We start from the raw sequence: 18866 nt of genomic DNA, 5'->3' as shown, positions 1-18866 counted from the left end.
CGCCCGCACGCAGCACGGGCGATCGAACAGCGGATGAGGGTAACGCGCCTGCGACGTGCCACCCGTTTGATCCATGGACCACTACCGTTACCGGCTCATGCAACGCAGCACGCACGGCGGCTGCGTCAAACAGGGCCGCGCGACGGCAGCGGCGCGTGCTCAGTGCAGGCTGGGCGCGGTGGCGATGGCGTGGTCGATCACCTTCAGCGCTGCCTCGCGCTCGGCACCGTCCACCACCAGGCGTGGCGCACGGACACGTTCGCTGCCCAGGCCCACCTTTTCCTGCACCAGTTTGATCAGCTGCACGAACTTGGGCACCGTGTCCAGGCGCAGCAGCGGCAGGAACCAGTCGTACAGCTCCTTGGCTGCGGGGTAGCCGCCGTCGCGCGCCAGCTCGAACAGGCGTACCGACTCCTTCGGATAAGCATTGACCAGGCCGGCGATCCAGCCCTTGGCGCCCATGCTCAGGCCTTCGACGATGGCATCGTCCATGCCGACCAGCAGCGCCAGGCGATCGCCCAGCAATTCCTGCAGCGCGGCGAAGCGGCGCACATCGCCGGAAGATTCCTTTACTGCCTGCAGATTGGGGAATTCGGCCGCCAGCTCGGCGATCTGTGCCGGGCCGAAATCGGTCTTGTAGGCCACCGGGTTGTTGTAGAGGATCACCGGCAGATCGGTGGCCGCGATCACCGCACGCACATGCGCGCCCATCTCGCGCCAGTCGGTGGAATACACGTACGGCGGCAACACCATCAGCCCGCCGCAGCCCAGTTCCTTTGCCGCCTTTGCCAGCGCCACCGCCTCGCCCGTGGCCAGGCTGGCGATGCCCGGCACCACCGGCACGCGGCCGTTCAAGGCCGTCACCAGCGTCTTGAGGATGGCGAGCTTGTCGTCCACGCTCAAGGTGGCGGCTTCGCCCAGCGAGCCCAGCGGCACGATCGCGGTGCAGCCGGCGTCCACCAGTTGATTGGCGTGCTTGCCCAGGAAGTCGTGGTCGATGTCGCCGTTGGCGGTGAACGGGGTGGTGATGGCCGGCAACACGCCGTGCCAGAACGCAGCAATGCTCATGGATGATTCCCTTGCGAGTCGGAAGTGAAGGAGTCGGCCAGCGCCGCGAGGCGGACCGGGAACAACGGCGGCCGGCGGCCGGCGTCGGTGGAAAGTGCGGGCAGGCAGCGGCCCAGTTCGGCCAGCGCGCTGCCGCAGATGCGGCCCTGGCAGGCGCCCATGCCGCAGCGCGAGGCCAACTTCGCATCGCGTGCATCGTTGAACGGGTCCAGCGCGCCCAGCGGCACGTCTTCGCAGCGGCACACCAGCGTGTCCGGTTGGGCCAGGCGGCGAATGCGCGGATCAAGCGCGAAGTGCTGCTGCAACAGGGCGGCGAAGGCACGCGCCTTGAGCCGTTGCGGTTGCAGGTGCTGCGCTGCGTCCGGCACGTCGGCGGCCATGTGCCCGGCCATCGCACCTTCGATCAACGCGCACTCACGCCCGCCGATCCCGCAGGCTTCGCCAGCGGCAAACACCTGCGCCACGCTGGTGCGCAGCAACGCGTCCACCTGCACCTGCTGGTGCGCACCGCACGGCTCCAGCTGGCAGCCCAGCAACTGCGCCAGTTCGACATTGGGCACCAGCCCGTACCCCACTGCGAGCTGATCGCAGGCCATGCGGCTGCGCCCGGCAAGGCCGTCGATCTCGACTTCGCGCAGTTGGCTATCGCCATGTGCCGCAACCACCACGCTGCCGCTGCGGTACGCCACCGCATGCAACTGCAGACGCAGTGCCACCGCCTGCGCGGCCTTGCCCGGCCAGTGCCACAACTGCAGCGCGAAGCCGCGCAGCGCCGCCGCGCTGGCTTGTTCGTGAATGCCCAGCACCTGCGCGCCGTGCCGCTGCAAGGTGGCCGCGCTGGCCAGCAACAACGGCCCGCTGCCGGCCACCAGCACACGCTTGCCGCGCACCGGCCAGCCTTGCTTGGTCAGCGCTTGCGCGGCACCGGCGCCGGTCACGCCGGGCAGCGTCCAGCCGGGGAACGGCAGCATCAGTTCCCGCGCGCCGGTGGCCAGCACCAGCGCGGCGTAATGCAGTTGCACGCTGCCCTGCGCGCCATCGGCCAACAGCCAGCCCGGTTGCGCCAGCACGATCTGCAGCCCGGTGACCAGCGTGATCGCGGCATCGCCGGCCACCTGCGCCAGCAGCGTGCGTGCATCGGCCGGCGCACCGTGCTGCACGTCGCTGCGCCACACCTGCCCGCCTGCGCGCGGCTGCGCATCCACCACGCCCACCTGCACGCCGTGGCTGGCGGCCGCCCGTGCCGCCGCCAGCCCGGCCGGGCCGGCGCCGATCACCAATACATCGAAATGGCGCACGCGCTCAGCCATCAGTGCGCACCTGCATGCCATCGCGCGCGTCCACCATGCACGCACGTTGCTGGCCAATGCCGTCGATGCGCACCCGGCACTCGAAGCACACGCCCATGCCGCACAACGGTGCGCGCGGCTGACCGCTCGCCGACTGGCGAAACTGCAACGTTGCCTGCGCCACGGCGGCCGCAACACTGGCGCCCAGCGGCACCTCCACCGGCTGCGCATCCACATGCAGGCGCACCGTGCCGCTCATGCCGCCACGCCCTGTACCGCGCGCGCGGGCGCATAGGGCGCCGGGTCGATCGCCGGTGTGCGCCCGAGCAGGCTGTCCACGATCACCCGTGCGCTCCCCAGCGCCGTGGTGACCCCCAAGCCCTCGTGGCCGGCCGCTACCCACACATCGCGCCGGCCCGGCACCGGCCCCAGATACGGCCGGCCATCCGGGGTGGCCGGGCGCAAGCCGGTCCACACCCGGATCGCCTGCAGCTCGCGCAATACCGGCAGATACGCGAAGGCGCGTTGCAGCATCTGCTGCAGGATCGGCATCGACAGCGTGCGGTCGTCCTCGCCGTATTGGCGCGAGGAGCCGATCAGGATCTGCCCGGTCGGCCGCGGTTGCACATTGAAGGCCACACTGCTGTCGTCGGCGCCATGTGCGGAATCCGCATAGCCCAGCTCCAGCAACTGATGCCGGATCAAGCCCGGATGGCGGTCGGTGATCACCAGATGGCCCTTGCGCGGGCGCAGCGCCAGTTCGGGCAACAAGGCGGGCAAGGCGACGCCGCTGGCGACCAGCACCGGGCCGGCCAGCACCTGCGCATCGTCCAGACGCACGCCGCCCGCCTGCAGCTGCTCGACCTTGCGGCCGGCAAACAAATGCGCGCCTGCCGTGCAAGCCAGGCTCACCAGATGCCGCGCCACCCGCGGCGGATACACCACTGCCTCGTCAGGCACGCGCATGCCACCGGCCAGGCCGGGCACCAGTTGTGGCTCCAGCGCATAGAGCTGCGTGGCATCGATCGCTTCGGCACGCAGGTCGGCGGCGGCCAGCCGCGCAATCTTGGCCGGCACTGCCGCCAGTTCGCGCGCATCGCGGGCCACCCACAGCGTGCCGCACCGGCTGAATTCGGCCTCGCTCAACTCGGCAAACCGCTCCCAAAGACGCAGCGAATAGGCCGACAAGGCCAGCTCGGCGGGGTCGTCGTCCATCGCCACCAGGTGCCCCATCGCCGCGGCGGTGGAGCCACCGCCGATCGGCCCCGGTTCCACGATCGCCACGCGCAAGCCCTCGGCGGCGGCGGCCTCCGCGCAGGCCGCGCCAACGATGCCGGCGCCGACCACGATCAGGTCGTAGCTGCGGCGCGTTGAAGCGGCGGTGGCGTGCGTGTCGCTATGTAACGGCTGCGCGGCTTCGGGCACGGCAGTCGCCGCAGCAGGCGCTGCGCCGGTACCGCCCTGCGCGCGCGGTGGCGGCTGCATCAGGCCACGATGCCCCAGGCGAACGGGTCGGCCGGGTCGATCAGCAGTTGCGACCGCGCGGTGATGAACGCATGCCCGCTGATGCGCGGTGCAATGCCACGCCCGCTGTGCCGGTAGCTGCCTTCGAACGCACTGCCCAGGATGCCTTGCTGCAGCCAGCGCTCGCCTTCGGCCAGCTTGCCGTCGGCGGCCAGGCAGGCCAGCTTCGCACTGGTGCCGGTGCCGCACGGCGAGCGGTCGTAGGCCAGGCCGGGGCACAGCACGAAGTTGCGTGCCGCGCCGCTGCCGTCCGGGGCCACGCCGCTGATCTCGATATGGTCGATCTCCCCACCCGCCTCGCCGGTGATGCCGGCCGCTTCCAGGGCCAGGCGGATCGCTTCGGTGTAGGCAGTGAGTTCGCGCTGCTGGGCCAGGCCCAACGCGCACGGCGCCTGCTCGGTGATGAAGAACCAATTGCCGCCCCAGGCCACGTCGCCGCGCACGCGGCCATGCCCGGGCACGTCCACTTCCACGCCGGCGGCGTGGCGGTAGCTTTCGACGTTGTCGATCGACACCGTGCCGTCGTCGGCCAGCGCCACGCCCACCGTGCCTACCGGCGTCTCGATGCGGTGCTGCCCCGGCGCGATGCGGCCCAGTTCGGCCAGCGTGCGCACCACGCCGATGGTGCCGTGCCCGCACATGCCCAGGTAGCCGACGTTGTTGAAGAAGATCACCCCGGTGCAGGCGTTCGGGTCGCGCGGCGGCAGCAACAAGGCGCCGACCATGGTGTCCGAGCCGCGCGGCTCGCAGGCAATGGCACTGCGCCAGTGGTCGAAGTCGCTGCGGAAGCGCTCGCGGCACTGCGCCAGGTCGCCATCGCCCAGGTCGGGGAAGCCGGCCAGGACCACGCGGGTCGGTTCGCCTGCGGTATGTGAGTCGATGACGTCGATGGTGTGCATGCCGCCATGCTCCCATCCAGGGCGCGCGGGCGACTAGCGCGCAATGCGAGGCGCAAATGCGGAAATCCGCACAATCGCCAACCTGATTCACAGCCGCGCGTTTGCGCTAGGATCGGGGTCGGGCCGCGCCTTTCGCGCGACCGACAAATGCGACCGCCACGATGACTCCGATGGACCTCAACCTGCCCGCGCTGGAAATGCAGACGTTGTTCGACGCGCTGCCGGATGTGGTGTTCTTCATCAAGGATGGCGAAGGCCGCTACACCCATTGCAACCTCACCCTGGTGCGCCGGCTCGGGCGCAAGCTGCGCAGCGAGATCATCGGCCGCTCGCCGCTGGAGGTCTTCCCGCTGCCGCTGGGTGGCAGCTACATGATGCAGGACCGCCGCGTGCTGTGTGGCGAGCTCATCGACAACCAGCTGGAAGTGCACCTGTATCCCAATCGCCTGCCGGGTTGGTGCCTCACCTTCAAGCGCCCGCTGTGCGAAGGCGACGAGGTGATTGGCGTGGTCGGCATTTCGCGCGATCTTGGTCAGCCGGACAGCCGTCACTCGGCGTACGAGCGCCTGAGCCAGGTGATGGACCACATGCAGGCCAACTTCGGCGACAACCTGCGCGTGCAGGCGCTGGCCGACCTGGCCGGGTTGTCGGTGGCGCAGCTGGAACGGCATTTCCGCCGCGTGTTCCAGGTGACGCCGCAGCAACTGCTGACCAAGTTGCGCATCGAATCGGCGATGCGCCTGCTGTACGGCGACGACAGCATTGCCAGCATCGGCCAGCGCTGCGGCTTTGCCGACCAGAGCGCATTCGCGCGGCAATTCAAGGCCACGGTGGGCATGACCCCGCGCGACTACCGGGCGCTGAAAGGCCAGCTCTAAGACCGCGGCAATACGCCTTGACCGCGTGCGCCGCAGATGCAGAATTCGGCAGGATTGCAGCTGGCCCGCGAAGCCCGTGGCGCTGGCTGCGCTGAAGGACGCGTCAAGGGCCGAACCGGGCCCGGATGGTAGAATTCCGCGTTTCCCCTACTGCGTTGCCAATGGCCAGCTTCTTCCGTCGCAACAAGCCAACCACGCCCGACAGCTCGCGGACCTCGCGCTACAGCCTGGAAGAACTGGCAGCCGCATTCCCCACGGCGCCATCGGCTGCCACGCCAGCCGCTCCGCCCGCGCCCGCCCGGACACCGCCTGCCAGCGCGCCGACCACACCGGTCGCGCCGGTTGCAGCGCCCAGCACGCCGGCTGCAGAAACGCCAACGCCAACAGCGCCGGCCGCACCCGCTGAACAACTGGCGCAGGACATCGCCGCACGCACCGGGCAGGCGCAGAGCATTGCCGCGGTGCCCAGCGCCCCCACGCCGGCGCCAGCCGCTGCGCCCTCGGCGCTGCAGGCATTGCCGGATCCGGTTGCGCCGAGCGCGCCTGCCACCGCCACGCCCGTCGTTGTGGTGCCTACGCCACAGCCCCTGCCACAGGCCGCACCTGCTGCACCGCTGCAAGCGCCGACCCCGGCAGTCACGCCAGCCGCGCAAGTAGCCACGCCGCAGGTGGCGGTACCGCCCGTGGTGCCTGCACCGGCCGCGCCTGCGGTGCCCGCAGCGACACCGCCCGCCGCATACGCGCCAGCTCCGGCAGCGCCCGTGGTCACCACACCGGTGGCTGCGCCCACGCACCTCGTGCAGGACAGCGGCATCGACACCCGCGACAGCCTGCCTGCCGCGCCGGCCGGCAAGCCGGGCTGGCGCGAGCGCCTGCGCAACAGCACCTTTGCGCGCAGCTTTGGCGGCCTGTTCTCCCGTAACCCCAAGCTCGACGACGACCTGCTCGACGAGATCGAGACCGCGCTGATCACCGCCGACGTCGGCATCGGCGCCACCACCGCGCTGGTCGAAGGCCTGCGCAAGCGCATGAAGTCGCGCGAGTTCGTCGATGCCCAGGCCATGTTCAAGGCCTTGCGCGCCGACCTCATCGCACTGCTGCAGCCGGTCTCCAAGCCGCTGGTGATCGACCGCTTGGTCAAGCCGTTCGTGGTGCTGACCGTCGGCGTCAACGGCGTCGGCAAGACCACCACCATCGGCAAGCTCGCCAAGCGCTTCAAGGACGACGGCCACAGCCTGATGCTGGCCGCCGGCGACACCTTCCGTGCCGCCGCGGTGGCCCAGCTGCAGGCCTGGGGCGATCGCAACGGCGTAGCGGTGATTGCGCAGGGACAGAACGCCGATGCCGCTTCGGTGGCGTTCGACGCGCTGCAGGCCGCCAAGGCCCGTGGCACCGAGGTGCTGATCGCCGATACCGCTGGCCGCCTGCACACGCAGACCGGGCTGATGAACGAACTGGGCAAGATCCGCCGTGTGCTCGGCAAGATCGATGCCGCCGCGCCCCACGAAGTGCTGATGGTCATCGACGGCACCACCGGCCAGAACGCCATCTCGCAGTTGCGCCAGTTCCACGCCGCCGTCGGCGTCACCGGCCTGGTGGTGACCAAGCTCGATGGCACCGCCAAGGGCGGCGTGGTGTTCGCGCTGGCCCGCGAGTTCGGCATTCCGATCCGTTTTGCCGGTATCGGCGAGCGCCCGGAAGACCTGCGCGTATTCGACCCGGAAGCGTTTGTCGATGCGCTGCTTCCAGAAGCGCTGGGCAGCTGATTCCACGCCTGCTGCAGTGCTGCATGCATGCAGCACTGGCGCTGGGGTCCAGATGGCTGCGCGGATGCATTCACCGCGCTGCGTCTGCACTGGCCAGGCAGCTGCGGGATTGCGCTGCAGCGGCCACCTTCAGCCGTTGCAGCGGGAGGCGCTGAGGCATGCGCCTCTGGCGCAGCGCAGGTTTGCCATCTGCAGCGCGTGATCGACCCTGCAGCGCCTGATCGACAAAGTACCGGCGTGGCAGTGCCATCAAGGGCGGCCGGATGTGCAGCTAGCCATAAGGCGCGATGCCTATCCACGCAGCAAACACGCACCTTGGTGCGCTGCTGAGTGCCGAGGTCAAGCCACCGACGCCTACACTGCACGATGGTGGCATTGCGTATCAGCTCGCACGAAGCGCGCAGCGGCATGCGGGATGAAGTCACCACCCCGCTTTTTCTTCACACCAACCGCCTTGACCCTTCGCCTTCCCACGCCAGCAGACCCCATGCCCGCACCCGCCACGCTCACCACCGATGCGTTCGTCGACCGTCTGCTGCACTGGTTCGACGGTCACGGCCGGCACGACCTGCCCTGGCAGCATCCGCGCGCGCCCTACCGGGTGTGGTTGTCGGAAATCATGTTGCAGCAGACCCAGGTCGCGGTGGTGATCCCGTACTTCCAGAAGTTCGTCGCCAGCTTCCCGACCCTGGCCGATCTGGCCGCCGCCGACAACGACACGGTGATGGCGCACTGGGCCGGGCTGGGTTACTACGCGCGTGCTCGCAACCTGCATGCGGCCGCCAAGCAGTGCGTGGCCTTGCATGCAGGCGAGTTGCCGCGCGATTTCGATGCGCTGCTGGCGCTGCCCGGCATCGGCCGCAGCACCGCCGGCGCGATCCTCAGCCAGGCCTGGAACGACCGCTTTCCAATCATGGATGGCAACGTCAAACGCGTACTCACGCGCATCCACGGCATTGCCGGCTATCCCGGCGTGCCGGTCGTGGAAAAACAGCTATGGCAGCTGGGGGCGAACCATGTCGCACACGTGCCGGCCGGCCGCCTGGCCGACTACACGCAGGCGCAGATGGATTTCGGCGCCACGCTGTGCACGCGCGCCAGACCAGCGTGCATGGTGTGCCCGCTGCAGGACGACTGCGTGGCGCGCCGCGAAGGCCTGGTCGAGGCACTGCCCACGCCCAAGCCCGGCAAGCAATTGCCCGAGCGCGAGGCCACCGCGCTGCTGCTGGAAAACGCGCACAACGAGATCCTGCTGCAACGCCGCCCACCCACCGGCATCTGGGCATCGCTGTGGACGCTGCCACAAGCCGAAACCGACAGCGACCTGCGTGAGTGGTTCGCCGCGCATATCGATGGCGATTACGACCGTGCCGACGAAATGCCGATGATCGTGCACACCTTCAGCCACTACCGCCTGCATTTGCAGCCACTGCGTCTGCGCAAGGTCGCGCTGCGCCAGGTGCTGCGCGACAACGACGACCTGCGCTGGGTGGCACACGCAGACCTTGCAACGCTGGGTCTGCCGGCGCCGATCCGTAAATTGCTCGACGCGTTGTAAACGCGCGCCGCACGAGAACACGTGCGCAGGCAACCGCGGCTCGGCTTTGACAGAACACGGGCTTACACTGGCACTCCAGCGCACCGTGTGCTGGTTGAGCCCTGCACACCTGCATCGCCCCCACCACGCGCGCCCCATACAAGGAACTTTGCATGTCCCGCACCGTGTTCTGCCAGTACCAGCAATGCGACACCGAAGGCCTGGATTTTGCGCCGTATCCGGGCGAGCTCGGCCAACGCATCTTCGCGCAGATTGGCAAGGCCGGCTGGCAGGCCTGGCTTGCGCACCAGACCATGCTGATCAACGAAAACCGGCTCTCGCCGCGTGACCCCAAGCACCGCGCCTTCCTCGAGGCGGAACTGCAGAAGTTCCTGTTCGAACGCAACGCCGACAAGCCGGAAGGGTATGTCGATCCGCTGGGTGAAGAGTGAGCACGGCAATGCGCTGATGTGGCTGCAGCGTGCGTCCGACCCGGTAGTGCCCACATGTTCGCGCTGAGGCGCTGTGGTGCATCGCCACTGCCGCCGACCAGCGGGCCGACATCATGACTCGCCGGAGTAGGCGCCCACGCTCACTCCTGCGGAGTCTGTTCGGCTTCCGCCTCCGTGCGCTCCTGCATCCTGGCCTCGCGTAGTTGTTTCTCCGAGGCACGGATCGCCTTGACGTCGAGCGGGCGAATCGTCTCGATGCGGCACGGAATACGGATCATCCCCGGGCCACCGAGCGCAATCACATTGTCGAAGCGCGCACTCACCTGACCAAAGCGCTGCGTGATCGCAATGGCCGGCGCATACCCCAGCTCGTTGCAGCTCGCGCGTAGTTCCAGCAAATACGCCTGATTGGGGCGCGTCCACACCGCCAACGCGCTGCCGCCCAATGCGGTCCAGCCGGCCAGACTGTTGCCATAGCGGAAATCGCGAACCGGCGCACCGGCGTTGGCGCGGTACAGCTGCAGGCGCTCTTCGTCAGACAGGCGCCCGGTGGCGCAGCCAACCAGACTCAGCAGCGCAATGACCACCCAAATGAATTTGTGCATGGGACACCTCGGCAATGACGCCTGAGCATGCCCCGCCGGATGTCATGCCGTGTTGAAAGTGCGCGTGTGCCTGGCCACCCGTTCACGGATGGGCCACTGCCAGGTACTCCAGGCCGCGCCGGCACCTGCACGTACTCAACCAACGCCGGTGGGACCATCCAGCAACATGCGAATGCGCTTGAGCAATTCCTTCTGCGTGTACGGCTTGTTGACCACGTCGAACTCCGCGCCGCCCACATCGGTGCGCTGGATGCTGGCATCGGCATAGCCGGTGGTCAGCAATACCTTGATCTTGGGCAGCATCCGCCGTGCTTCGCGTGCCAGCACCACGCCATTCATGCCGCCCGGCATGATCAGGTCGGTGAACAAGGCGTCCACTTCCGGATGCTGCTCCAGCACCTCGATCGCTTCGCGCCCGCTCGACGCGGACAGCGCGCGATAACCGGCACCTTCCAGGAACATCTTGGCCACCACGGCCACGTCATCCTTGTCTTCCACGATCAGGATGGTTTCGTTGCCGCCCTTGTCCAAGGCGCGGTTCTTGGTGGACGGCAGCGCGTTTTCGTAATCGCTGGAGGCGGGGAAATACAGCCGCACCGTGGTGCCTTCGCCCACTTCGCTGTAGATGCGCACGGTGCCGCCGGACTGCTTGACGAAGCCATACACCATCGACAAGCCCAGGCCGGTGCCCTGCCCCTCTTCCTTGGTGGTGAAGAACGGTTCCATGACCCGGCTCACCACTTCCGGCGGCATGCCCGAGCCGCTGTCGGTCACCGCAATGCTCACGTAGCGGCCCGGCGCGAGCTGGTGATACATCGACAGATCGTGGCTGGTGATCTCCACGTTCTGCGTCTGCACCATCACTTCCTTGCGCTCGGCATTGGCCATGGCGTCGCGTGCGTTGATCAGCACGTTCAACAGCGCCACTTCCGCCTGCGTCGTGTCGATCTGGCAATTCCACAGCCGTTCTTCCAGCGCCTGACGCAAGCTGATGCCGCCTCCCAGCGCGCGCTCGGCCATATTGTTCATGCCCGACACCAGGCCGTTGAGATTGACCACCCGGCCACGCAATTTCTGTTTACGCGAAAACGCCAGCAACTGTTGGGTCAAGGTCGCGGCCTTGGCCGCCGCCGCGGCGGCGTGCTCCGCGCTGACCGCGATGCGATCGGGGCTGCCGTTGCCGTTGCTGACCATCATCTGGATGAATTCCAGATGCCCGGACATCACTTGCAGCAGGTTATTGAAGTCGTGTGCAATGCCGCCGGTGAGCTGGCCCAGCGCTTCCATCTTCTGCGCCTGGCGCAGGGCATCTTCGGCATCACGGCGGCGGCTGACGTCCAGCTGCGAGCCAAAGAAGTACACCAGCTTGCCGGTGTCATCGAAGACCGGAGAAACGAACAGCGCATTCCAGAATGTCGAGCCGTCCTTGCGGTAATTCAGCACTTCAGTGGCGAATTCGCGGCGGTTATCGATGGCGTCACGCACATCGGCCACGGCCTGGCGATCGGTCTCCGGGCCCTGCAGGAAGCGGCAGTTGTTGCCAATGATTTCGTCGGCAGCGTATCCGGTCATTTCCAGGAAGGCCCGGTTGGCGAACACGATCGGGTTATCCGGCAGGTAGGGGTCGGTCACCGTCATCGGCATGCGCGTGGTTTCCACCGCAGCAAAGAAGATGTCCGAGCGATGCTTGCTGACCGGAAGCGTCTGCGATTCGCCAATCAATGGCGCCCGTGGCTCTCCGTAACCGGGATCGTTCAAGTGCGTGCTCTCCGCGGGGCCATTCCCGTGGCGCTAGTTTAGACGAGCCCGGTGAGGCCCCCATCACATCCGTGAGCCTTTCCAGACCGGCAAATGACCGCGATGCAACCTTTGATTGCGGCCGAACGCAGCTGCGCCCGGGTGACTGCCCGGCACCCTCGCTGCGGAGTGTGTGGACTGCCGCGATGCGGAAAAACTGCCGGTCTTGCCCGGCGCGCGGCGACGCGTGTCCCCGCCGTGCGCCGTTACTGCGGCGCCATCTTCGAGAACACATTGATCACCACCGCACCGGCCACGATCAGCGCCCTGCCCAGCATGGCCGGCAGATCCAGCCGCTGGCCATGCACCAGCCAGGCCACCAGCGAGATCAGCACGATGCCGGCTCCGGAACAGAGCGCGTACGCGATGCCGACCGGGATCACCCGCAACGTCGCCGCCAGGCAATAGAACGCCACGGCATAGCCGAGCACGGTCAGCGGCGACGGCCATCGCCGGGCGAAGCCTTCGCTGGATGTGAGCGCCGCCGTCGCCATCACCTTCGCAACGATTGCCATCGCCAGAAACACCCAGTGCTTCATCCTCGTCTCCACGCCTTCAATGCCGCGACCACAACGGCAGCCACCAGCTTGCACGCAAGCGCCGGGCTGTGCGCCATTGCCCGCACGCACCGCGCGCGCTAACGCGCCACGGTCGGGTTTGCCGTAGCATGCGCGTGCACCACGCAGCTCCTGCGTCTCGTCCGGCCGTTCTGGCGCCGTTGCGCGCTCTTCTCTCTCCGCCGGCCTGCGTGCCTGGCGATCACGCGACGCGACCATGCCGGGCTATCAGACCCAGATCCATGCGCTGACCTTCGGGCAGCACACCTTCAGCATCCGTGCGTTGGCGGACAAGCAGCAATACGCAGACCCCGACCAGACCGCCGCAGATGCGGGGATTTCCTCGGCGCAGTGGAGCCTGTTCGGCCAGGTCTGGCCCGCCGGCCAGCTGTTGGCCGAAGCGATGGCCACCCGGCCGGTGGCCGGCAAACGCATTCTCGAACTCGGTTGTGGCCTGGGGCTGGCTAGCCTGGTGTTGCGCCGCCGCGGCGCCGACATCGTGGCCAGCGACCATCACCCCCTGGCCGAAGTCTTCCTGGCCTACAACGCTGCGCTCAATGCGCTGGAATCGGTGCCGTACCGGCGCCTGGACTGGGACGCGGGCGCGGCGGACATGGGCCAGTTCGACATGATCATCGCCAGCGACGTGCTCTACGAAACCCGCCACGCCACCTTGCTGGCCAAGCTGATTCCCGACCTGGCCAAACCGGCCTGCGAGATCGTGATCAGCGACCCGGGCCGCGGCAATGCGAACACCTTGTCGCGCATGCTGGCCGACATCGGTTTTTCATTGATTGCCGGCGAACGCCAGGCCTCGGTGCACGTCGCCAAGGCGCCGCGCTTGTTTGTCTACCGGCGTGGCGCAGAGCCGCGGCAACCGGCTGGCTGAGCCGCGCGACCACGCTGCGAGCTCGCCGCACGGCGCAGGCGCTGGCCACACACCGGCGCTGCGCAGATAACGCAGCAAACGCGTCGCACACGCCGATGCCAAGCCCGGCACTCGCCTGCGGATCACGCCATCACGTTAGCGCGACGCTAGCCACCGATGGGGCTGTAGGCAGACAGCGTCACCGGCTTGCGCGGGTCGGCCTTGATCACCTCGTGCCGGCTCAGGCGCAGCGCCTCGCCATCGCGCTCTGCGTCCGGGTTGGTCACCCAGTCTTCGATGATGCGCACATGGAACAGCACTGCACGCTGCGTGCGGTCGTAGCGGAAGGTGATGTAGTCGGTCCAGTGCTGGCCGCATGCAACGCCGTTCTGCACGGTGAAATAGGCGCCCTTGGCCACCAACCCCTGGCCGTCGTCGTCGAACGGATCGCACTGCCCACCGTCATCGGCCTTGAAGATCACCTGCGCGTTGCGCGCGGCTTCGACAAAGCGGCCATCGGCCGTATGCATCAGGACCAGCAACAGCCGCTGCGGTGCATCCTTGCCGGCGGCGATCTGCGCTGCTTCGTCGGCGCGCCGCAACGCCACCAGGTAATCGGGTCGGCCATCGCCGTTCACATCCGCATCAACCGCCTGGATGAGCGTGTACCCGGCAGGCAGGTGCGCGCTCAGCTCGGGCGGCAGCGCCGCTCCGGCACAGGGGCCGGTTGCCATCGCCGTTGCCAACACCATCGCCGCTGCGTGACCTCGCATCTGCATGCTCATCCATTTCGTGCCGGGCGTGCAGCATAGCCGGCCGTGCAACTGCCTATGCGTCTGGGCATGCGCGACCGAACGCGGATGCATCCGTCCACATGCCTACGCGCTAGCCATCGCCATCGCCGTTTCTTGGGAGTGAAGAAAAATCGTCAAGTTCGCTTATCCGCTCACGTGCGATTGGCGCATCGCCGACGTGCGTTTTATGCAGGCAGCGCGATGCTCTGCCCCGCACCACGCAAACGCGTGCGTGCATTCCCCAAGCAACGAACCAAGAGAACTCTCCATGGCAAATCAGAACCAAAACCAGGGCGGCACCAGTAACCGCGGCTTTGCTTCGATGGATGAAGACAGGCAGCGGGAAATCGCCTCCAAGGGCGGCAAGGCAGCCCATCAGAGCGGCAACGCACACGAATTCAGCTCGGAAGAAGCACGCGAAGCCGGCAAGAAGGGCGGCCAGTCCAGCGGCGGCGGCAATCGCTGACCGCGCGGCGCTTCCGGAGGGCCATGCGCTCTCCGGAAGCGCTCACGGTGTATGTCATTGACCTGAGACCGGGCGCCCGAGAGCGCCCTGCTGTCTGTGCATCTCGCGCAGGCGCGGCAACGCGATGCCACCGCACAGCATTGCCGCGAACACCTAGCGAATCATCTCGCGAATGCGCGCCGCCATCGCATCGATACCGAACGGCTTGGTCAGCACGGCCATGCCCGGCGCAAGTTGGCCGTCGCCGAGCACAGCAGTTTCCGCATAGCCGGTAATGAACAACACGCTCAAGCGCGGCCGCGCGATCCGCGCCGCATCGGCCATCTGCCGCCCGTTCATGCCACCCGGCAAGCCAACATCGGTGATCAGCAAATCGATCCGCACATCGGACTGCAGCACGCTCAAGCCGGATGCGCCGTCCACCGCCTGCAACGCGGTATAGCCCAGTTCCTCCAGGATGTCGGCCACCAGCATGCGCACGCTGGGTTCGTCGTCCACCACCAGCACGGTCTCGCCCTGTTGCGAACGCGGCATCGCCGGCAGCGTGCGCGCTTGCGCATCGCCGGTGGCATCGCCCAGATGCCGCGGCAAGTGGATGCAGACGGTGGTGCCCTCGCCCACGGTCGACGACACCCGCACCTGGCCACCGGACTGCTGCGCAAAACCGTAAATCATCGACAGCCCCAGGCCGGTGCCCTCGCCGATTGGTTTGGTGGTGAAGAACGGCTCGAACACGCGCGCAATGACGTCTTCGGGCATGCCGGTGCCGGTGTCGCTCACGCACAACGACAGGTACTCGCCGTCGGGCACTTCGTTTTGTTGCGTGGCGGAATGGTTCAACCAGCTATTGGAGGTTTCGATGGTGATGCGGCCGCCGTCCGGCATCGCGTCGCGCGCGTTGAGGCACAGGTTGAGCAGCGCATTTTCCAGCTGGGATGGGTCCACCAACGCGGGCCACAGCGCCTGCTCGGCCACCGTGGTGAGTTCGATCGACGGCCCCACCGTGCGCCGGATCAAATCTTCCATGCCGGCAATCAATGCATTCACATCGGTCGGCTTGGGCGCGAGCGTCTGCCGGCGCGAAAACGCCAGCAGGCGATGGGTCAACGCTGCGGCGCGGCCGGCCGCCTTCTGCGCCACCGCGATGTAGCGCTCCACATCGTCGAAGCGGCCCTGGCCCATGCGTGTCTGCATCAACTCCAGGCTGCCGGAAATGCCGGTCAGCAGATTGTTGAAGTCGTGCGCCAACCCGCCGGTGAGCTGCCCCACCGCTTCCATCTTCTGGCTCTGCCGCAACGCCTCGCGTGCCACCTCCAGACTGGCTTCGGTCTGCACGCGGTCGGTGACATCCTGCGCCACCTGGAAGGCGCCCACTCGTCCGCCATGGCGATCGCGCAGCTGGCTGAAGCGCACTTCGTAATGCCGCAGCGCGCGTGCCGGGTCGCCGAACTCCTCCAGCACCAGGAACTCGTCGCCACTTAGCGCGCGGCCCCAGTGGCGCGCCACCTGCGCGCGATGTTCGGGCAAGCCGTCCAGCAGACCTAGCAGGTTGTCGCCCACATGCGCAGATACCCCATAGGCGAGCCGCAAAGCCTCGGCGCTGGCGGTGTTGAGGGCCAGGATGGTGAAGTCCATGTCGCAAGCGAGCACGGCCGCGTCGGTGCTATCGACGAAGTCGGCAAACAGGCGCCGCTCGGCCAATGCTTCGACAACGCGCTGCTCCAGCGTCTCGTTCAAGTCGCGCAACTGCTGCTCCACCCGCCGGCGCGGGGTGATGTCCACGATCAGCATCGCCACGTGATTGTCGTGGGTGCCGGCCGGAAACAGGTGCGCGTCGTACCAGCGCCCCAGCCGTGCGGCCTCGCGCTCGAAGCGCAGCGGCTCGCCGCTGCGGGCAACGCGGCCATACGCCTCGTGCCACTCCTGCTCGATGCCGGGCAGCAACTGGCTCGACCATTTGCCCACCACATCGGTCAGGCCGGTATGCCGCTCGAAGGCCGGATTGACCGCGAGCATGCGATGGTCGATTGCCTGACCCTGCGCATCGAACTTGACCTCGGCAATGCAGAACCCGGCGTCGATGTTTTCGAACAGCATGCGGTAGCGTTTTTCGCTCTCGCGCAGGGCCTGCTGCGCCTGCTGCGCATCGGTGGTGTCGAACCCCTGCACGAAGATGCCGGTGACGCGGCCGGCATCGTCCTTGACCGGCTCATAGACAAAATCGACAAAGCGCTGCTCGGCGCCGGTACCGGTCCGCTGCAGCTGGATCGACACGGCCGACGCCACGAAGCGCTCGCCGGTGCTGTAGACGCTGTCGAGCAATTCGTAGAAGCCCTGGCCTTCGAGCTCCGGCAGGCCGGCACGCACGCTCATGCCGAGCATGTCGCGACCGCCCACCAGCCGTAAATAAGCGGCATTGACGAAGGCGAACACATGCTCCGGGCCGTGCAAGATCGCGGTGAACCCGGGGGCCTGTTCGAACAGCCGGCGCTGCCGCTCGGCTTCGGCGGCGCGCAGGCGATCGGCGCGCACCGTCTCGGTGATCTCGATGCCCTGGTTGAACAGGCCCACGATGCTGCCGTCTTCGCCGCGGATCGGTGCGGCGCTGAAGTTCCAATAGGTCGTCTCCGGCACGCTGCGACGCACCATCGGCAGTTCCACATGCCGCTGCTCGAAACCTTCGCCGGTCTGCAGACACCGGCGGAACGGTGGCGCCACCTGTTCCCAGGACGCGCCCCAGACCTCGGAGACCGGCTGGCCCAACGCCCACGGATGGCGATCGGCCATCGACGGGATATAGGCGTCGTTGTAGAGCATCACCAGGTCCGGGCCCCACAACACCGTGGCGAGCACCGGCGAGTTCAGGCAGATCGACAGCGCCGAACGCAGCGATTGCGGCCACTGCGACGGCAGCCCCAGCGCCGAGCCACTCCAGTCGTGCGCACGCATCCGCGCGCCCATTTCGCCACCACCGGCAAGGAAGGAAAACGACTCACCACTGGGATCAACGGGCATCGCGTCTGACGTAGTTGGGGTGGACCACTGCCGGGAACACGGCAGGCGTGCGCGATGCGTCTTGCCATCGAACGGCGGGCGGTCGACAGCGTCGTGCATGCTCCATGGCGTTAGCGACTCCCCCGTGAAGACTGCCCGCGTGCGGCATCGGTTGTGCCCGTCGCGGGCGAGACGATAGCGCGCCCGCCAGCATCGCCACAATTTCCGTCCGCCTGCCGGTCGTTGTGCTGCGGCAAAACGCTAAACCGTTCACTGCCGCGCGGCCTGGTGCGCGCAGCGCTGCGCCATGGCCACAGCCTGCTGAGCGACAAGCGCACGCGTCTCATCCGCTGAGACGCGTGCTTGGCAGCATCGCCGCCGATGACACGCACCACAACGGCTACTCGCCGCACCACATTGATTGAACGGCGGCACTGCGCGCCTGGCATCGCGCCAAGCAACGCGTTACCACCGAGACAGGAGGCCGGCGATGGTGGGGCGCGCTGAGCGGGCAAAGCGCAGCTGGGGCGCTCCGGACTACACCTACCCCGAGCATCTGCGTGCAGAACTGGACACCTTGCCGGCCACGCCCGGGGTCTATCTGTTCAATGGACAGAGCAGCACGTTGCCGTTGTACATCGGCAAGAGCATCCACCTGCGCAACCGCGTCATGGACCATTTCCGTAACGCGGCCGAAGCCTCGCTGCTGCGTCAGACGCGCAGCATCCAGGTGATCGAAATGGCCGGTGATATCGGCGCACAGCTACTGGAGTCGCAGCTGATCAAGACCCTGCGCCCGCTGTACAACCAGAAGCTGCGGCAGATCCCCCGCCAGTTTTCGATCCGGCTGTATCGTGGCGAGGTGTCGATCGAACATTCCGGCGAGATCGATCCGGCGGCAGCGCCCTGGTTGTATGGGCTGTATTCCAGCCCGCGCGCGGCCAAGGAAACGTTGCGCCGCCTCGCCGACCAGCATCATCTTTGTTACGGCTTGCTGGGACTGGAGCGGCTGCAAGCAGGCCGGCCCTGTTTCCGCGCCATGCTGAAACGCTGCAGCGGCGCCTGCCATGGTGCCGAGCCGTTAGACGCACACGAAGAACGGCTACGCAGCGTGCTGCAGCATCTGGAACAGGCGGCGTGGCCATTTCCCGGCGCCATCGCGCTGAAGGAGCAAGGCGCGCAATTCACCCAGTTCCATGTGCTGCGCGATTGGCACTATTTGGGCAGCGCCACTTCGTTGGCGGGCGCACGCCGTTTGCAGGCGACACCCGGTGCATTCGACCGCGATTGCTACCGCATCCTGCGCAAATATCTGGAGACGCAGCTGCATTGCGTGTCGCTGCTGTAGCCGCAAGCGGGCCCAACTGGCTCA

General features: G+C 67.3%; 17 protein-coding genes. 7 read left to right on the top strand and 10 right to left on the bottom strand.

The features are described from left to right. Positions 1 to 159: 159 nt before the first annotated feature. Genes ACD584_RS17470 through ACD584_RS17450 form a run of 5 tightly spaced genes read right to left on the bottom strand, consistent with a single transcriptional unit; the run spans position 160 to position 4780 of the window. Positions 160 to 1068 carry a dihydrodipicolinate synthase family protein gene (locus ACD584_RS17470; protein ID WP_070690965.1) on the bottom strand — a complete coding sequence of 303 codons (909 nt, stop codon included), beginning with the start codon at positions 1066 to 1068 and terminating at the stop codon, positions 160 to 162. Then, a complete protein-coding gene (locus ACD584_RS17465; RefSeq protein ID WP_254843722.1) occupies positions 1065 to 2378 on the bottom strand; it encodes an FAD/NAD(P)-binding oxidoreductase in 1314 nt (437 codons plus the stop codon). The genes ACD584_RS17470 and ACD584_RS17465 overlap by 4 nt, the downstream gene beginning before the upstream one ends. Further along, positions 2371 to 2616 (bottom strand): 2Fe-2S iron-sulfur cluster-binding protein, encoded by a 246-nt coding sequence (locus ACD584_RS17460; protein WP_075287654.1) that lies wholly within the window; start codon positions 2614 to 2616, stop codon positions 2371 to 2373. Before ACD584_RS17460 ends, ACD584_RS17465 begins: the two co-directional genes overlap by 8 nt. Further along, a complete protein-coding gene (locus ACD584_RS17455; protein WP_076036811.1) occupies positions 2613 to 3842 on the bottom strand; it encodes an FAD-binding oxidoreductase in 1230 nt (409 codons plus the stop codon). Before ACD584_RS17455 ends, ACD584_RS17460 begins: the two co-directional genes overlap by 4 nt. Continuing rightward, positions 3842 to 4780 (bottom strand): proline racemase family protein, encoded by a 939-nt coding sequence (locus ACD584_RS17450; RefSeq protein WP_076036810.1) that lies wholly within the window; start codon positions 4778 to 4780, stop codon positions 3842 to 3844. The genes ACD584_RS17455 and ACD584_RS17450 overlap by 1 nt, the downstream gene beginning before the upstream one ends. A 161-nt stretch (positions 4781 to 4941) precedes the next feature. Here ACD584_RS17450 and ACD584_RS17445 point away from each other — a divergent pair, with 161 nt between their 5' ends. The 4 genes from ACD584_RS17445 (at position 4942) to ACD584_RS17430 (ending at position 9413) form a co-directional block, all read left to right on the top strand. Beyond that, positions 4942 to 5658 (top strand): AraC family transcriptional regulator, encoded by a 717-nt coding sequence (locus ACD584_RS17445; protein WP_011037558.1) that lies wholly within the window; start codon positions 4942 to 4944, stop codon positions 5656 to 5658. A gap of 161 nt (positions 5659 to 5819) precedes the next feature. Beyond that, the gene (ftsY, locus tag ACD584_RS17440; RefSeq protein WP_175611844.1) at positions 5820 to 7424 is read left to right on the top strand and encodes a signal recognition particle-docking protein FtsY; all 1605 of its coding nucleotides are present in this window, start codon (positions 5820 to 5822) and stop codon (positions 7422 to 7424) included. 487 nt (positions 7425 to 7911) lie between these two features. Continuing rightward, entirely contained in the window at positions 7912 to 8982 is a 1071-nt protein-coding gene (gene mutY / locus ACD584_RS17435; protein ID WP_076036808.1) for an A/G-specific adenine glycosylase, read from the top strand. A 152-nt stretch (positions 8983 to 9134) separates the two neighbouring features. Next, the gene (locus tag ACD584_RS17430) at positions 9135 to 9413 is read left to right on the top strand and encodes an oxidative damage protection protein (RefSeq protein ID WP_011037561.1); all 279 of its coding nucleotides are present in this window, start codon (positions 9135 to 9137) and stop codon (positions 9411 to 9413) included. A 140-nt stretch (positions 9414 to 9553) separates the two neighbouring features. Here ACD584_RS17430 and ACD584_RS17425 read toward each other — a convergent pair whose 3' ends face one another. The 3 genes from ACD584_RS17425 to ACD584_RS17415 form a co-directional block, all read right to left on the bottom strand. Continuing rightward, positions 9554 to 10018, bottom strand: coding sequence for a DUF6491 family protein (locus ACD584_RS17425; RefSeq protein WP_175611630.1), 465 nt, complete (start codon positions 10016 to 10018; stop codon positions 9554 to 9556). A 135-nt stretch (positions 10019 to 10153) separates the two neighbouring features. Further along, positions 10154 to 11776, bottom strand: a complete 1623-nt coding sequence (locus tag ACD584_RS17420) for a hybrid sensor histidine kinase/response regulator (RefSeq protein ID WP_076036807.1) — start codon at positions 11774 to 11776, stop codon at positions 10154 to 10156. Positions 11777 to 12021: 245 nt separating this feature from the next. After that, positions 12022 to 12354 (bottom strand): SMR family transporter, encoded by a 333-nt coding sequence (locus ACD584_RS17415; RefSeq protein WP_076036806.1) that lies wholly within the window; start codon positions 12352 to 12354, stop codon positions 12022 to 12024. A gap of 235 nt (positions 12355 to 12589) precedes the next feature. Between ACD584_RS17415 and ACD584_RS17410 the strand changes: the two genes are divergently transcribed. After that, on the top strand, positions 12590 to 13261 hold the full coding sequence (locus ACD584_RS17410; protein WP_011037565.1) for a methyltransferase: 672 nt from the start codon (positions 12590 to 12592) through the stop codon (positions 13259 to 13261). A 146-nt stretch (positions 13262 to 13407) separates the two neighbouring features. On the opposite strand, the gene ACD584_RS17405 is transcribed toward ACD584_RS17410, so the two are convergent. Further along, positions 13408 to 14025 carry a hypothetical protein gene (locus ACD584_RS17405; protein ID WP_175611629.1) on the bottom strand — a complete coding sequence of 206 codons (618 nt, stop codon included), beginning with the start codon at positions 14023 to 14025 and terminating at the stop codon, positions 13408 to 13410. 277 nt (positions 14026 to 14302) lie between these two features. On the opposite strand from ACD584_RS17405, the gene ACD584_RS17400 reads away from it, so the two are divergent. Continuing rightward, positions 14303 to 14500: a KGG domain-containing protein gene (locus ACD584_RS17400; RefSeq protein WP_070690938.1), complete on the top strand. Its 198-nt coding sequence runs from the start codon at positions 14303 to 14305 to the stop codon at positions 14498 to 14500. A 153-nt stretch (positions 14501 to 14653) separates the two neighbouring features. Here ACD584_RS17400 and ACD584_RS17395 read toward each other — a convergent pair whose 3' ends face one another. After that, positions 14654 to 17515 (bottom strand): PAS domain-containing protein, encoded by a 2862-nt coding sequence (locus ACD584_RS17395; protein ID WP_228438083.1) that lies wholly within the window; start codon positions 17513 to 17515, stop codon positions 14654 to 14656. Between the two features lie 469 nt (positions 17516 to 17984). Between ACD584_RS17395 and cho the strand changes: the two genes are divergently transcribed. Beyond that, positions 17985 to 18842, top strand: a complete 858-nt coding sequence (gene cho, locus ACD584_RS17390) for an excinuclease Cho (protein ID WP_070690933.1) — start codon at positions 17985 to 17987, stop codon at positions 18840 to 18842. Positions 18843 to 18866 lie beyond the last annotated feature (24 nt).

This window comes from Xanthomonas sp. NCPPB 2922, from assembly GCF_041520885.1.
GTDB classification, from domain to species: domain Bacteria; phylum Pseudomonadota; class Gammaproteobacteria; order Xanthomonadales; family Xanthomonadaceae; genus Xanthomonas; species Xanthomonas campestris.
The sequence above is the reverse complement of the archived record's forward strand: the minus strand, read 5'-3'. Positions and strand labels throughout refer to the sequence as shown.

Excerpts from the sequence above, each read along its gene's own strand:
- ACD584_RS17470 (WP_070690965.1), bottom strand. The coding sequence starts at position 1,068 with ATGAGCATTGCTGCGTTCTGGCACGGCGTGTTGCCGGCCATCACCACC.
- ACD584_RS17465 (WP_254843722.1), bottom strand. The coding sequence starts at position 2,378 with ATGGCTGAGCGCGTGCGCCATTTCGATGTATTGGTGATCGGCGCCGGC.
- ACD584_RS17460 (WP_075287654.1), bottom strand. The coding sequence starts at position 2,616 with ATGAGCGGCACGGTGCGCCTGCATGTGGATGCGCAGCCGGTGGAGGTG.
- ACD584_RS17455 (WP_076036811.1), bottom strand. The coding sequence starts at position 3,842 with ATGCAGCCGCCACCGCGCGCGCAGGGCGGTACCGGCGCAGCGCCTGCT.
- ACD584_RS17450 (WP_076036810.1), bottom strand. The coding sequence starts at position 4,780 with ATGCACACCATCGACGTCATCGACTCACATACCGCAGGCGAACCGACC.
- ACD584_RS17445 (WP_011037558.1), top strand. The coding sequence starts at position 4,942 with ATGACTCCGATGGACCTCAACCTGCCCGCGCTGGAAATGCAGACGTTG.
- ftsY (WP_175611844.1), top strand. The coding sequence starts at position 5,820 with ATGGCCAGCTTCTTCCGTCGCAACAAGCCAACCACGCCCGACAGCTCG.
- mutY (WP_076036808.1), top strand. The coding sequence starts at position 7,912 with ATGCCCGCACCCGCCACGCTCACCACCGATGCGTTCGTCGACCGTCTG.
- ACD584_RS17430 (WP_011037561.1), top strand. The coding sequence starts at position 9,135 with ATGTCCCGCACCGTGTTCTGCCAGTACCAGCAATGCGACACCGAAGGC.
- ACD584_RS17425 (WP_175611630.1), bottom strand. The coding sequence starts at position 10,018 with ATGCACAAATTCATTTGGGTGGTCATTGCGCTGCTGAGTCTGGTTGGC.
- ACD584_RS17415 (WP_076036806.1), bottom strand. The coding sequence starts at position 12,354 with ATGAAGCACTGGGTGTTTCTGGCGATGGCAATCGTTGCGAAGGTGATG.
- ACD584_RS17410 (WP_011037565.1), top strand. The coding sequence starts at position 12,590 with ATGCCGGGCTATCAGACCCAGATCCATGCGCTGACCTTCGGGCAGCAC.
- ACD584_RS17405 (WP_175611629.1), bottom strand. The coding sequence starts at position 14,025 with ATGAGCATGCAGATGCGAGGTCACGCAGCGGCGATGGTGTTGGCAACG.
- ACD584_RS17400 (WP_070690938.1), top strand. The coding sequence starts at position 14,303 with ATGGCAAATCAGAACCAAAACCAGGGCGGCACCAGTAACCGCGGCTTT.
- ACD584_RS17395 (WP_228438083.1), bottom strand. The coding sequence starts at position 17,515 with ATGCCCGTTGATCCCAGTGGTGAGTCGTTTTCCTTCCTTGCCGGTGGT.
- cho (WP_070690933.1), top strand. The coding sequence starts at position 17,985 with ATGGTGGGGCGCGCTGAGCGGGCAAAGCGCAGCTGGGGCGCTCCGGAC.